This window comes from Nonomuraea sp. LP-02 (assembly GCF_036289125.1).
GTDB lineage: Bacteria > Actinomycetota > Actinomycetes > Streptosporangiales > Streptosporangiaceae > Nonomuraea > Nonomuraea bangladeshensis.
On the sequence record NZ_JAXCLK010000002.1, the window covers coordinates 940,679 to 952,201 of the forward strand.

General features: G+C 70.0%; 15 protein-coding genes and 1 pseudogene. 11 read left to right on the plus strand and 5 right to left on the minus strand.

The window, feature by feature from the left end; all coding sequences use genetic code 11:
- Nucleotides 1-72 precede the first annotated feature (72 nt).
- Nucleotides 73-1,509, plus strand: coding sequence for an MFS transporter (locus SMD20_RS47655; protein WP_329594508.1), 1,437 nt, complete (start codon nt 73-75; stop codon nt 1,507-1,509).
- Here the strand turns inward: SMD20_RS47655 and SMD20_RS47660 are convergent.
- Entirely contained in the window at nt 1,457-1,873 is a 417-nt protein-coding gene (locus SMD20_RS47660; protein ID WP_329594510.1) for an ATP-binding cassette domain-containing protein, read from the minus strand. The two genes, SMD20_RS47655 and SMD20_RS47660, sit on opposite strands and share 53 nt — an antisense overlap.
- A 63-nt stretch (nt 1,874-1,936) precedes the next feature.
- Here SMD20_RS47660 and SMD20_RS47665 point away from each other — a divergent pair, with 63 nt between their 5' ends.
- From SMD20_RS47665 to SMD20_RS47685, 5 genes are read left to right on the plus strand one after another with little or no spacing between them, the layout of a single operon-like run.
- The gene (locus SMD20_RS47665; RefSeq protein WP_329594512.1) at nt 1,937-2,269 is read left to right on the plus strand and encodes a PadR family transcriptional regulator; all 333 of its coding nucleotides are present in this window, start codon (nt 1,937-1,939) and stop codon (nt 2,267-2,269) included.
- A 2-nt stretch (nt 2,270-2,271) separates the two neighbouring features.
- Nucleotides 2,272-3,150 (plus strand): DUF5808 domain-containing protein, encoded by an 879-nt coding sequence (locus SMD20_RS47670; RefSeq protein ID WP_329594514.1) that lies wholly within the window; start codon nt 2,272-2,274, stop codon nt 3,148-3,150.
- Complete coding sequence (locus SMD20_RS47675) at nt 3,147-3,449, plus strand: PLDc N-terminal domain-containing protein (RefSeq protein ID WP_329594518.1); 303 nt, start codon at nt 3,147-3,149, stop codon at nt 3,447-3,449. The genes SMD20_RS47670 and SMD20_RS47675 overlap by 4 nt, the downstream gene beginning before the upstream one ends.
- The gene (locus SMD20_RS47680) at nt 3,446-4,372 is read left to right on the plus strand and encodes an ABC transporter ATP-binding protein (protein WP_329594520.1); all 927 of its coding nucleotides are present in this window, start codon (nt 3,446-3,448) and stop codon (nt 4,370-4,372) included. Before SMD20_RS47675 ends, SMD20_RS47680 begins: the two co-directional genes overlap by 4 nt.
- Nucleotides 4,369-5,139 (plus strand): ABC transporter permease, encoded by a 771-nt coding sequence (locus SMD20_RS47685; RefSeq protein WP_329594522.1) that lies wholly within the window; start codon nt 4,369-4,371, stop codon nt 5,137-5,139. The genes SMD20_RS47680 and SMD20_RS47685 overlap by 4 nt, the downstream gene beginning before the upstream one ends.
- A 125-nt stretch (nt 5,140-5,264) precedes the next feature.
- Here SMD20_RS47685 and SMD20_RS48585 read toward each other — a convergent pair.
- A pseudogene (locus tag SMD20_RS48585) lies at nt 5,265-5,369 on the minus strand (hypothetical protein); the annotation flags it as partial.
- A 5-nt stretch (nt 5,370-5,374) separates the two neighbouring features.
- On the minus strand, nt 5,375-5,530 hold the full coding sequence (locus SMD20_RS47690) for a hypothetical protein (RefSeq protein WP_329594524.1): 156 nt from the start codon (nt 5,528-5,530) through the stop codon (nt 5,375-5,377).
- Nucleotides 5,531-5,818: 288 nt separating this feature from the next.
- Here SMD20_RS47690 and SMD20_RS47695 point away from each other — a divergent pair, with 288 nt between their 5' ends.
- The 5 genes from SMD20_RS47695 to SMD20_RS47715 all read left to right on the plus strand — a co-directional run bounded on the left by SMD20_RS47695 (nt 5,819) and on the right by SMD20_RS47715 (nt 10,036).
- Nucleotides 5,819-6,304, plus strand: a complete 486-nt coding sequence (locus tag SMD20_RS47695) for an SRPBCC family protein (RefSeq protein ID WP_329594525.1) — start codon at nt 5,819-5,821, stop codon at nt 6,302-6,304.
- 143 nt (nt 6,305-6,447) lie between these two features.
- Nucleotides 6,448-7,467, plus strand: a complete 1,020-nt coding sequence (locus SMD20_RS47700) for a hypothetical protein (RefSeq protein ID WP_329594527.1) — start codon at nt 6,448-6,450, stop codon at nt 7,465-7,467.
- The gene (locus SMD20_RS47705) at nt 7,464-8,609 is read left to right on the plus strand and encodes a sensor histidine kinase (RefSeq protein WP_329594529.1); all 1,146 of its coding nucleotides are present in this window, start codon (nt 7,464-7,466) and stop codon (nt 8,607-8,609) included. Before SMD20_RS47700 ends, SMD20_RS47705 begins: the two co-directional genes overlap by 4 nt.
- Nucleotides 8,606-9,211 (plus strand): response regulator transcription factor, encoded by a 606-nt coding sequence (locus SMD20_RS47710; RefSeq protein ID WP_329594530.1) that lies wholly within the window; start codon nt 8,606-8,608, stop codon nt 9,209-9,211. Before SMD20_RS47705 ends, SMD20_RS47710 begins: the two co-directional genes overlap by 4 nt.
- Nucleotides 9,212-9,508: 297 nt before the next feature.
- On the plus strand, nt 9,509-10,036 hold the full coding sequence (locus tag SMD20_RS47715; RefSeq protein ID WP_329594532.1) for a GNAT family N-acetyltransferase: 528 nt from the start codon (nt 9,509-9,511) through the stop codon (nt 10,034-10,036).
- On the opposite strand, the gene SMD20_RS47720 is transcribed toward SMD20_RS47715, so the two are convergent.
- Together SMD20_RS47720 and SMD20_RS47725 are read right to left on the minus strand one after the other, a co-directional pair.
- Nucleotides 10,005-10,277: a hypothetical protein gene (locus SMD20_RS47720; protein WP_329594535.1), complete on the minus strand. Its 273-nt coding sequence runs from the start codon at nt 10,275-10,277 to the stop codon at nt 10,005-10,007. The genes SMD20_RS47715 and SMD20_RS47720 overlap by 32 nt on opposite strands.
- A gap of 186 nt (nt 10,278-10,463) precedes the next feature.
- The gene (locus tag SMD20_RS47725; RefSeq protein ID WP_329594536.1) at nt 10,464-11,282 is read right to left on the minus strand and encodes a carboxypeptidase-like regulatory domain-containing protein; all 819 of its coding nucleotides are present in this window, start codon (nt 11,280-11,282) and stop codon (nt 10,464-10,466) included.
- Nucleotides 11,283-11,523: the final 241 nt, after the last annotated feature.

Below are 11,523 nucleotides of genomic sequence, written 5' to 3' on the forward strand. Positions count from 1 at the left end.
GTCTCCGCCGTTTCTTTTCACCCTAACTGTAACCAATCTGGTGGCAGTCATGGCCACGCGGAGGAACGCTGAATGACAACCACATCGATCAGAACAGGACGAACCGGTTCTGTGCCGGCACTGCTGGCTGTGTTGATGCCGGCGATGCTCGCCACGGTCATCGCCAGTGACATGGTCAATCTGATGCTCCCGTCGATCGGTGAGGAGTTCGGGGCTTCAGAGGCCGAGCTCGCCTGGGTTGTCACCGGTTTCCTGCTGATGTTCTCGGTCGGCATCCCGTTCTACGGCCGCATCTCTGACCGGGTCAGTCTGCGGCGCCTGTTCTGCTTCGCTTTGGTGACGTACGCCGCGGGGAGCCTCATCTCCGCGCTTGCGCCAGGGCTCCTGGTGCTCGTGCTTGGACGGATCGTGATGGGGGTGGGCGCGGCCGGGTTGCCCGTGCTGTCCATCATCGCCGTCACCAGGCTGATGCCTGAGGACAAGCGAGGGATGGGGATCGGCGTCGTGTCCGCGGCCACAGGGATCGGTACCGCCGCAGGACCGGCCATCGGTGGCGGGATCGGCCAGTTCCTCGGCTGGCCCGCCCTGTTCTGGATGATGCTCGTGGTCGCGCTGGCCCTGGTTCCCGCGGCGTGGCACGTGCTACCAGGCGAGCGCCCGGCCGGCGCGGGCCGCTTCGATCTTCCGGGTGGCATCCTGCTCGGGCTCGGCGCCGGACTGATCCTGTTCGGGATCACCCAGGCACAGGTCGCCGGCGTCGCGACCCCATCGTCCTGGCTCAGCCTCGTGGTGGCTGTGATGGCGTTCATGCTGTTCGGGTGGCGCACGGTCCGGCTTGCGGATCCGTTCGTCCCGCCCGCGCTGTTCGCCGACCCGATCTACCGGGCCGCGGTCGTCGTCGCGTTCCTGGCAATGGTCGTCAATCTGGGTGGCATGGTGTTCGTTCCGCTGCTCGTGGTCGATGTCAACGGTCTCGAGCCGGGCGCGGGTGCCCTGGTGATGGTCCCGGCCGGGGTTGCGGTCGCCGTGCTCTCGCCGTTGATCGGTCGCCTCGCCGACCGCGTCGCCACCCGGATGCTCGTGCTGCCCGGACTGGTGGCCGTGGGGCTGTTCTCCCTGTTCCTCTCGACCTTCGCGGGAGGCAGTTCGGTGATCCCCGCAGGACTCGGGATCCTCGGGCTCAGTGTCGGTTTCTTCTTCGTGTTGACCCCGATCATCAGCGCGGCTGCGAGTGCGCTTCCGCCCGACCAGGCCGGCGTCGGGCTCGGAATCCTCCAAGGAGCCCAGTTCCTCGGCGCCGGCACCGGTCCCGCTCTCCTCGGCGTGCTGGTGACCGCGCGGCAGCAAACCGGTGCCGATGCCTTCAACCCCCTCCATGCAGGGCGAGACGGTGCCGCCTATTCCGATGCCTTCCTGGCCATGGCCGTGGTCGTCGTCCTCGCAGTGATTGCCGCCTTCAGGATGCGTCCGGCAGCCACGTCGTCCCACTCCGATTCCGAGACAGTTTGAGGAGAATTGCGGTTGCAACGATGGTCGTGTCAGGAGGCACCTCAGGTATGGAGGCGTGGCTGCAGACCATCACCGCCGCCGCTCCGCACGCGCCCGTCATCGTGGTCTGCACGCCGATTCGGGAACGCAAGGCGTCGCCGTTGGCGCGGTCGAGCCTCTGGCCGAACAGGGTCACGGATCCGTGGGTCGGGGTGAGCATGCCGGTCAGGAGCCGCACGACGGTGGTCTTGCCGGTGCCGTCGGGGCCGAGCAGTCCGAAGGCCCGCCCGGCGCCCACCTCGAAGGAGACGTCGGAGACTGCCTTGCGAGGCCCGAAGTGCTTGGTCAAACCTATCGCGGTCAGGGTTCGATCAGGGCTGTGCATGGTGGTTCACCGTTTCGTATTCGTATGGCTGACCATGTAGCTTGTTATGCAAGGATGTATGCCATGCCAGTTAGCGACCGCGCTGTACAGCTCCGCAAAGGCGTGCTCGAGCTCGGGATCCTCGCGGTCCTCGACCGTGAGGAGTGCTACGCCATCGAAATCATCGAGCGGCTCGCCGCTTACCCCGCCCTGGCCCCGACGCCCGGCACGGTGTACCCGCTGCTCGCGCGATTGGACAAGGCGGGGCTCGTCGCCACGCGATGGGCGGAGTCCTCCGGGGGGCCGCCGCGCAAGTACTACCGATTGACCAAGGAGGGCCGCGCCTCGCTGTCCGAGGGTGCTGTGGCCTGGATCGCGCTGAGCAGCGCGATGACGAAGATCCTCGCAGGAGAATGACCATGACGGAGAACTACGTGCGCGCCGTGGGCGCGCGCTTGGCCGGTCTGCCCGGTGCCGACCGCAGGCGTGCGCTGTCCGCGCTGTCCGCCCAGCTCGACGAGCTCGCCGACGCCGGACTCGACCCGGAGACGGCGCTCGGCGACCCGGCGGAGTACGCGGCCCACCTGCAGGACGCCCTCGCCGGGGACTCCGCCTCGCAGGAGGCCCGCTGGCGCATCCTGGGCCTGCCCGTGGAGACCCGCGGGCCGGTGAGCGCGGAGGTCCGCTCCCGGACCTGGGACCCGGCCAATCCCCGCCTGGTCGTCCCACGTCTTTTCGGGCTCGGCTGGACCCTCAACCTCGGCGCCCTCGCGGTGCGGCTGGGCCTCATCCGCCCCGACGACGCCGACGAAGACGTCCTGGCCCGCATCCCGGAACGGGAGATCCGCCTCGCGCAGGCGGTTCCGGCAGCTGTCGCGGGAGCGACGGCGACGGCCCTCGCCCTGGCATGGCGCACCCTCCCGCCCACCGTGGCCTCCGGCTTCGGCTTCAGCGGAAGGCCGCGAGGCGAGGCGCCCCGCTGGACGCTCACCGCAGCCGTCGCGCTCGGCGTGGTTCCCGCGCTCTGGGCCCAGCGCGGCAACGCTCAGCCTGAGGAGCGGCTCGTGCGCGCCGCGAGCGCCACCTCGCTCGCCGTGATCTCCGCGAGCGTGGTCGCCGCGACCGTCGCGCAGGCCCGCGCACCGCGCGGACGCTGGGGACTTCTCACCGCCGCCGCGCTGCCCGCCGGGGCCGCGGCCTCGCTTGCGGTGCTGGTGGTCCCGCTGCGCTCAGGCCTGCGCCGCGCCTGGCGCTCAGCCTCAGCCTCCGCTCCCGCTCCGACGCAGGAGACCTCATGAACCTCGACCTGTCCGCGGCCCCGACGCCCGTCCTGATCGCGCTCGGCGCCCTCGCCGCCGTGCAGCTCGCCCTCCAGGTCACCTCCCTGATCGTGCTGGCCCGCCTACCGCGCGAGCGGGTCGCGTCCGGGCAGAAGTGGCCGTGGGCGATCGCCATCGTGCTGCTGAGCCTGGTCGGAGCGATCGTGTTCCTCGCCGCGGGCCGCCGCCCGGCACCCGCCGGCGACGCTCCCGCACCCGAGCCGGCCGGCGACGGCGTCAAGCGCACCGTCCAGAGCCTCTACGGAGACCGGCCATGACCGCGGCGATCGACGTCAGCGGCCTCGTCAAGACCTACGGGGAACGCCGCGTGCTCGACCGCCTCGACCTGCGCGTCGATCAGGGCTCGGTGTTCGGCTTCCTCGGCGCGAACGGCGCGGGCAAGACCACGACGCTGCGGATCCTCCTCGCCCTGGCGCGCCACAGCGCGGGCACCGTCCGCGTCCTCGGCCACGAGCCCGCCGATCCGCGGGTCCGCGCACTGCTCGGGTACTGCCCCGACGTGCCCGGCTTCCCCGCCTGGATGACGGCCCGCGAGGTGATGGAAACCAGCGCGAGCCTGTTCCGCCTGCCCGCCCGGTCCACCCCCCGCCGCATCGACGAGCTTCTGGAGCTCACCGGGCTCGCCGGCGTCGACTCCCGCGTCGGCGGCTACTCCCGCGGGATGCGCCAGCGGCTGGGGATCGCCCAGGCACTCATCAACGCCCCGCGCATACTCTTCCTGGACGAACCCACCTCCGCCCTCGACCCCATAGGCCGGCGCGTCGTGCTGGAGCTGCTCAGCGAACTGCGCGGGCACACCACGGTCTTCTTCTCCACACACCTGCTGCCCGACGTGGAGCGGGTCTGCGACAGCGTCGCGATCGTCGACGGCGGCCGCGTCGTCGCGGCCGGGCCGCTCGCACAGGTTCGCGCGGCCTACGGCGGCGTCCAGGGCCGCCTGCTGGTCGAGGTCGACGACGCCCAGAGGCTCCGCGCAGCGCTCACCGGCCTGCCCTGGGTCGCCGGAGTGACCGACGACCTCACCCCCAGCACGCTCGTGCTCACGGTCACCGACCTCGACGAGGCCACGGTGCGGCTGCCCGCCGAAGTCGCGGCCCTCGGACTGCGCCTGCGCCGACTGGAGCCGCGCGACGCCAGCCTTGAGGACATCTTCGTCGGACTGATCGGAGCCGACCGATGAACGCGACCGCAGCCCTCCTCCGCCTCCGGACACGGGAGATCTTCCGCACCTGGCGGATCTGGGTGCTCCCCGCCGTCGTGGTCTTCCTCGCCGCCTCCGGCCCGGTACTCACCCAGTTCACCAACGACCTCCTAGCCGCTGCCCTCGGCTCCGGCCAGGCGGCGATCGCGCTGCCCGACCCCACCGCGCTCGACGCGAACGCCCAATGGACCAAGAACCTCACCCAGCTCGTCGTCTTCGTCGTCGTCGTCATGGCCGCCGGCGCGATCAACTCCGAGATCCGCTCCGGCATCGCCGCCCTCACCCTCGTGAAACCCCCGTCGCGGACCGCCTACGTCCTCACCCACGCCGTCGTCCTCCTGGCGTTCACGTCCGTGGCCGTGCTCCTGGGCGCTGTCGTGTCGTGGCTCGTCACCTGGGCGGTCTTCGGATCCGCCCCCCTCGGCCCCGTCCTCGCAGCGACCGCGGTGTGGCTCGTGCTCGCCGCCGTCCTCATCACCGCATCGCTCCTGGCCTCGGCGGCGATCGACGCGGTCGCGGGCGCGACCGGCGTCGGCATCGGAGCCTTCTTCCTGCTCGTCCTCCTCGGCGTGGCACCGCAGGCCGCCGAGTACACACCGGCCGGCCTCATCCCGGTGACGAACGCGCTGGCCGCGGGAACACAGACAGCCGACCACACCCTGTGGTGGCCCGTCGCCACAGGACTCCTGCTCGCCTCCGCGCTGCTCGCCGCAGCCGCCATCGTGTTCCGACGCCGCGAGCTCTGACGGCACCCAGCCCTCCGTTCCACCACGTGATCGCATTCAACCCCAGACCGAGCGCGCCCACCTGGACGGCCGAGGTTGCCGCGGGACTCGCCGATGGTGAGCTGGGCCCCGATCATCCTGCGGTACTTCTCGACATGAAGGATCTGCAGTAGACGGAGCGACGTGAAGATCCGGCCGTAATGGGCGAAGGCGCTGCCCAGACCGGTCAGGCGGCCGTCGGCCGTCATCATGCGGATCAGATCGCGGACCTGGTTGGTGGCCGGCGACCGGCCACCCGCACCATGCCGTCCCAGTGCTGCACGATCGCCGGCAGCCACCACAGCTGGGTGTCGGTGACATCGGCGCGCCGCGGCGCGAACTGATAGCCGCAGATCGCGAACAGGCCGTACACGACGTCGCTGTAGCTGCCCTGATGCCGCGCGGAGCACGGCGGGATCTCGGCCGTTGATGGAGGCGCGGAACAACGGGCCCGCCGTGAAGCCGGCGCGGGCCAGGTAGAGCTTGAGCAGGGCGACGTACCCCCGGACTGCCTGGCCGCCCTGTCGCCCCACATCACCGGGTGTTCTCGCTGGTCCGGGCGAAATTCATGGAAGGTTGTGTGACATCCGCATCTGTTTGCGGCGGGCATGGGAAGGCAGGGTTGGGGCTCATCACCCCCGCTTGTCAGGGAGAGCACATCATGACACTGGCCCAAGAGAGCGTGCGGATCACGCGTACCTACCCGACCACCCCCGAGCGCGTCTGGCAGTTGTGGACCACCGGCGAGGGGATCGCCCGGTGGTGGTCGCCGGACGGGTTCACCGTCGAGGTCGACAAGCTTGAGCTGCGGCCCGGCGGCGAGCTCATCTACACCATGACCGCCACCGCGCCGGAGCAGATCGCGTTCATGGAGAGTCACGGGATGCCGCTGAGTACCCGGTCCCGCAAGAAGTTCGTCGAGGTGGCGGAGCCGGGCAGGCTCTCCTACACCTCGCTCGCCGACTTCATCCCCGGCGTGGACCCCTACGACTTCCTCACCGTGGTGGAGCTCGAAGCCGTCGAGGAAGGCGTCCGCGTCACGATGACCGCGGACGCGATGCACGACGAGGAGTGGACCCAGCGGCTGGCCGCGGGCCGCGCCAACGAGCTCGACAACCTCGGGCGCGTGATCGACGCCGACTCGTAGAAGTGGCCGCGCCATCATGCCTCCCGACGGTCGCGCTGACCGGCCGTGAGCATCTCTCTCCGGTACGGCCCCCGCTGGTGGTCGCCACGCGGCCGGGTCACCTACCCTGGTCGGCCAGGGAACGTGGACGGGGGATCCGGCTGGTGGCACTGTGGCGATCCGACCGCGCCGTCCGGCTCGCGCCGGTCGGCGCGGTCGCGTGCGCGGGCCTGCTGCCCCTGCTGCAGGTGGCGCTGGCCTTCAGCTACCCGGACAACGACGTCCGCACGGGACTGTGGAGCCTCGCGGTGACCGTGGTGTACCTGCCCCTGCACCTGCGTCACGTCTGGTACGCGGCCCGCGGCGTACGCCTGCCGGCAGGCGGGTGGACGTTCGCGGCGATGGCCGTCGTCATCCTCGCCGCCACCCCGCTCGCGGGGAACATGTGGCCGCGCGCCTACGCGGGCCTGGCCGCGTCGGCGGTCCTGGTCCTTCCCGGCCCGTGGTCATTCGTGGTCTTTCTGTCGCTGGTGATCGCGGCCGCGCCCGCGTCCCTGCTGCTCGGTCTGCCGTGGAACGCCGCGCCGTGGCTCACCGTGTCGGTGCTGTCCGGCAGCGGCGCCGTACTGCTGCTCGTCTGGCTGTCGGCCGCGCTCGTCCGCCTGCAGTCGGCCAGGCAGGTGCTCGCCCAGCGGGCGGTCGCGCAGGAACGGCGCCGCATCGACGACGACCTGCGCAGGACGCTCGGCACCGCTCTGGAGTCCCTCGCGGCGCGCGGCGCCCGCGCCGCCGACCTGCTGCAGACCCCGCCCGGCAGGCGGGCCGAGCTGGTGGCGGAGCTGTCCGGGCTGGCCGACGATTCGCGGCGCACGCTAGCCGAGGCAAGGCAGCGGGTGCGCGGGTACCGCAGGCCGTCCCTGCGGGCCGAGCTCGACACGGCCGCCACGCTGCTGTCCGCGGCCGGGATCGAGACCCGGCTGCGGCTGCCCCGCACGGGCATCCCCGACACGATCGCACCGGAGCCCCGGGCGGCGCTGCGCGCGACGGTCACCCGCCTGCTCGGCTCCGAAGGAGTGAGCGCCTGCACGATCACGGCCGCGGTCTCGACGGACGGCGTACGCCTTGAGGTGCGCGCCGACGGCGTCGCGGAAACCATCGACGTGCAGACCGGGGGACGCCCATGATCCCGCCGATCGCACCGCGGTGGGTGGTGCGGCATCCCCTCTGGCCCCTGATCGCGCTGCAGGTGCTGCTCGCCGTACAGGTGCCCATCTACACGACCCTCGGCATGGACGGCCCGGCAGGGAACCCCGTCGCGGCCACCGTCGCCGTGGCCCTGGTGCTCTTCCTGAGCCTGCGACACAGCCTGGCCGCCGCCAGGGGCGAACGCCCCGCGGGCTGGCCCTGGACCCTCGCCGCGCTCGTCGTGCTGGCCGACGTCCCGCTGTGGTGGGTCGGTTCGAACTGGCAGGCCGTCACCGCCTTCTCCCTCGCCTCCATCGTGATGCTGCTGCGCGGCCGGCTGATGCTGGTCGCAGCCACGTTGCAGCTCCTGCTCAACCCGGTGAAGGAGGTGACCGCCATGCTGAGCGACAGCGCCTACACCACCCCTCGGGCCCTCTTCCTGGGCGCGTACGCCCTGTTCGCCCTCATCCTGTACGCCAGCACGCTGGTCGGCGGCGCCCGCCTGGTCCGGTTGCTGACCGAGCTGGAGGCCACCCGCACCGAGCTGGCCGCCACCGCCGTCGGCGAGGAACGCATCCGCGTCTCCCGCGACCTGCACGACCTGCTCGGCCAGAGCCTGTCGGCCATCTCGCTCAAGGGCGACCTGGCCCTGCGCCTGCTCGCGAAGGACACCGCCGCCACCCGCGCCGAGATCGAGGGCCTGACCGAGGTCGCCAGGGACGCGCTCAGGGACATACGCGCGATCACCCGCGACGAGCACTCGGTGTCGCTGCGCACCGAGATCGACGGCGCCGCAGCCTTGCTCGGCGCGGCCGGCGTCGACATCCGCCTGGACGTGGCTGACCTGCCGCCGCTGTCCGGTCCCGCCCAGAACGCGCTGGCCTGGGCGATCCGCGAGGGCACCACCAACCTGCTACGGCACAGCGACGCCCGTACCTGCACCATCACCCTGACCCGCGACCGGGGCGCGGTCCGGCTGGACATCGTCAACGACGGCGCCCAGCCACTCTCGACGCCCTCGCCCGGCACCGGGCTCTCCGGGCTGGCCGAGCGGGCCCGCGCCGCTTCCGGCACCTGGCTCACCACCGCGCACGACGGCCGGTTCCTGCTGTCGGTCGAAGTCCCCGAGGAGGTCGCATGATCCGCGTACTGATCGCCGAGGACATGCACATGATCCGCTCAGCGCTGGTCGCCCTGCTGTCGCTGGAGGACGACATGGAGGTCGTCGCCGAGATCGAACGCGGCGACGAGGTCCTGGCCGCCGCCCTGCGCGTGCGGCCGGACGTCGCGGTGCTGGACATCGACATGCCGGGGCTGGACGGGCTGTCGGCGGCGGAGCAACTGTCCGCGCGGCTTCCCGGCTGCCGCACGCTCGTCCTCACCGGGCTCAGCCAGCCGGGCAACCTGCTGCGCGCGCTGAAGGTGCACGTGAAGGGCTTCATCGTGAAGGACGCCCCGGCGCAGACTCTCACCGACGGGATCAGGCGCATAGCGGCAGGGGAGCGGGTGATCGACCCCGAGCTGGTCGCCGCCGCGCTCGAGACGGGCAGCAGTCCGCTGACCGCTCGTGAGACGGAGGTACTGCGCGCGGCGGCGAGCGGCATCCGCGTCGCCCAGATCGCCACCCAGCTCTCGCTGTCGCAGGCCACCGTGCGCAACTACCTGTCCAACGCCATCGGCAAGGTCGGCGGGCGCAACCGCATCGACGCGATCCGTATCTCCCGCGACGCGGGCTGGCTGTAACGGGCAAAACAGCAGCGGCGGCTCCGACGTCCCGGTTGCTCAACGGCGGTGACCCCGAGCGGGTCTTCCATGTCTCGGCGGCCAGTGCTGCCTACCTGGAGGAGACCTGGTCCCGGATCGGCGGCGCTACTTGCCTCGCAGGGGGTGTTCACGAGTGGGGTTCACCTGGCGTGCAGGAGGGGTTGAGAAGATCGCTTCCCAGGCGGTAGCAGTCCCGTGGCCTTCTCGTTGATGGTGTGCGGGCGGGCTGAACTCCGACGGTAGCGAGGCAGACCCGCTTTGATCAGAATGTGACTCATGAACGATGTGCGCACGCTTGATGGTTCAGGTCCTGTTGAGGTTGCTATCGGAGATAATGAGGATCTTGCCGGAATTGTCGCTCTCCTCAACAACGTGTCGGCGACCTCGATCGCGTCTTTCGACTCCCGGCCGATCACGGTGGATGAGCGGCGCGCCTGGTTCGAACGGTTCTCCTCCACCGGCCCTTACCGGCTGCTCGTGGCTCGACGAGACGGCCAGGTGGTGGGCTATGCCTGCAGTCAGCGTTACCGGGATCACGATGCCTTCCGGGAGACGGTCGAGCTCAGCGTCGCGATCGATGCCGGTTGCCGGGGCTTGGGGGTGGGAACGTCGTTGTATCGGGCGCTGTTTGAGAGCATTGCCGATGAGCCGATCCATGTGGCCGTCGTAGGCATCGCCATGCCCAACGACGCATCGGTCGCGTTGCATCGGAAGTTCGGCTTCACAGAGGTCGGGACGTTCCACGAGTACGCCGCCAAGAACGGTCAGTACATCAGTTCGCTGTGGATGGAGCGTCTTCTTTAACCGCGATCGAGTCCGCCCAGGTCGGCGGTGCCCTACTGGTCGGTGGGGAGGTGGCTGCGGCGTCTTCCAGGTCGGCTTGGATGGGCAGGGCGTGGCCGCAGATGCGGGTGGACAGGGCGAGGGCGCCCGCTTCGTCGATGATGTCGGCGTGGGTGGCGAGCTCGTCCATGAGCTGGTCGACGGCACGGGTGGACAGACGGCCGTGGTCGTCGCCTGGGGCGTAGCGTCGCCGCGCCTTCACTTATGCCGATCCATGCCGATCCGGCCACCGGCTATGGGCCCTTCCGCGACCCGACCAGCCAAGAACTTCACCGAGCACCCGTCCGGGGACCGGCTACGGCGATGGTCTTGCCGCCCAGGGCACCGACCGCCACCGCGCACGCCGCCGGTGTGGCCGGTGAGGGACTCGCCGAGCTGGGTGGCGCTGTCACGCGCGAGGGAGTGCGAGTTCCAGCTCGATGAAGTAGATGCCGGTCATGATGGGGGCGAAGTCGGCGACGACGTCCCTCGCGTAGTCACCGCCCTTGCGGAGCTTCACGGCGAGTCGGCGGCCCTCGTAGTCGGCCGTGATTCGATAACGGCCGATGGGGACGTCCTCCAGGCCGGAGCCGTCTCCGTTTCGCGTCGCCATCCCGACGATCGGGGAGCCTTCGGAACCGTCGATCAAGGGGCCCTCCGGAGTGAGAGTGAGTTGTACCTTCTCGTCCTCCAGGAACGTGTCGAGGGAATCGGTGATGCCGAAGTTGAAGAGCACCTTGCCGCCGTAGAAACCGAGATCGTCGGGCTTTTTGCCCGAGAGTTTCCAGGTGAAGTTCCTGATCGCGCCCGTCGGGCCGGCGAAGGTGGCGTCGTCGTCGGGTGCCAGGCTCAGGGTGTAGTCCTGGCCGTTGTACTGCTTGGTCACGCTTGCCGTCGCGTGGAAGGTCGCCCTGACGTCCGTGTCGAGCCGGTAGAAGCCGTCGCTGTCCGTTCTTATGACCGCGTTGCTGTTGTAGAGCAACTGGTTGTCGGCGACGACCTCGGCACCCTCGATGGGGCTGCCCGCCGCGTCGACCACCCGCCCCTTCAGCACGCCGGGTTCAATGTCGCCCATGTTCACCTGACCTTCGTCAGTGGTCCCGCACCCGGTGAGGGTCATCAGCAGGACGCAGATCATCAGCCGTCTTCCCATGTCGCAGAACGTTAAGATCACCGGCTTGCAGGTCACTTGGAAATGAAATCGGGACTTGTCGGTCTTGATCGACAACGTTCCGCCATGGCTGATGCGGTGCTGGCGTACTCCTACGTCCGATCCTCTGGACTCGATCTCCCCTCGGGGCACGGCCACCCCGACCTCTCCTACGGGGCACCAACTCCTGCCCGCCGACTCCGTACCGGCCAAGTTGTTCCAGCGCACGCCCCTGCCACATCGCCGTGCTGGGTGCTCGTCCAGGCCCTGCGAATCTCTCCACTAGCAGGTGTTCTGATTGTCTCGACGCGTGTTCGGC

Excerpts from the sequence above, each read along its gene's own strand:
- SMD20_RS47705 (WP_329594529.1), top strand. The coding sequence starts at position 7,464 with ATGATCCCGCCGATCGCACCGCGGTGGGTGGTGCGGCATCCCCTCTGG.
- SMD20_RS47695 (WP_329594525.1), top strand. The coding sequence starts at position 5,819 with ATGACACTGGCCCAAGAGAGCGTGCGGATCACGCGTACCTACCCGACC.
- SMD20_RS47655 (WP_329594508.1), top strand. The coding sequence starts at position 73 with ATGACAACCACATCGATCAGAACAGGACGAACCGGTTCTGTGCCGGCA.
- SMD20_RS47680 (WP_329594520.1), top strand. The coding sequence starts at position 3,446 with ATGACCGCGGCGATCGACGTCAGCGGCCTCGTCAAGACCTACGGGGAA.
- SMD20_RS47715 (WP_329594532.1), top strand. The coding sequence starts at position 9,509 with ATGAACGATGTGCGCACGCTTGATGGTTCAGGTCCTGTTGAGGTTGCT.
- SMD20_RS47675 (WP_329594518.1), top strand. The coding sequence starts at position 3,147 with ATGAACCTCGACCTGTCCGCGGCCCCGACGCCCGTCCTGATCGCGCTC.
- SMD20_RS47710 (WP_329594530.1), top strand. The coding sequence starts at position 8,606 with ATGATCCGCGTACTGATCGCCGAGGACATGCACATGATCCGCTCAGCG.
- SMD20_RS47660 (WP_329594510.1), bottom strand. The coding sequence starts at position 1,873 with ATGCACAGCCCTGATCGAACCCTGACCGCGATAGGTTTGACCAAGCAC.
- SMD20_RS47685 (WP_329594522.1), top strand. The coding sequence starts at position 4,369 with ATGAACGCGACCGCAGCCCTCCTCCGCCTCCGGACACGGGAGATCTTC.
- SMD20_RS47665 (WP_329594512.1), top strand. The coding sequence starts at position 1,937 with ATGCCAGTTAGCGACCGCGCTGTACAGCTCCGCAAAGGCGTGCTCGAG.
- SMD20_RS47670 (WP_329594514.1), top strand. The coding sequence starts at position 2,272 with ATGACGGAGAACTACGTGCGCGCCGTGGGCGCGCGCTTGGCCGGTCTG.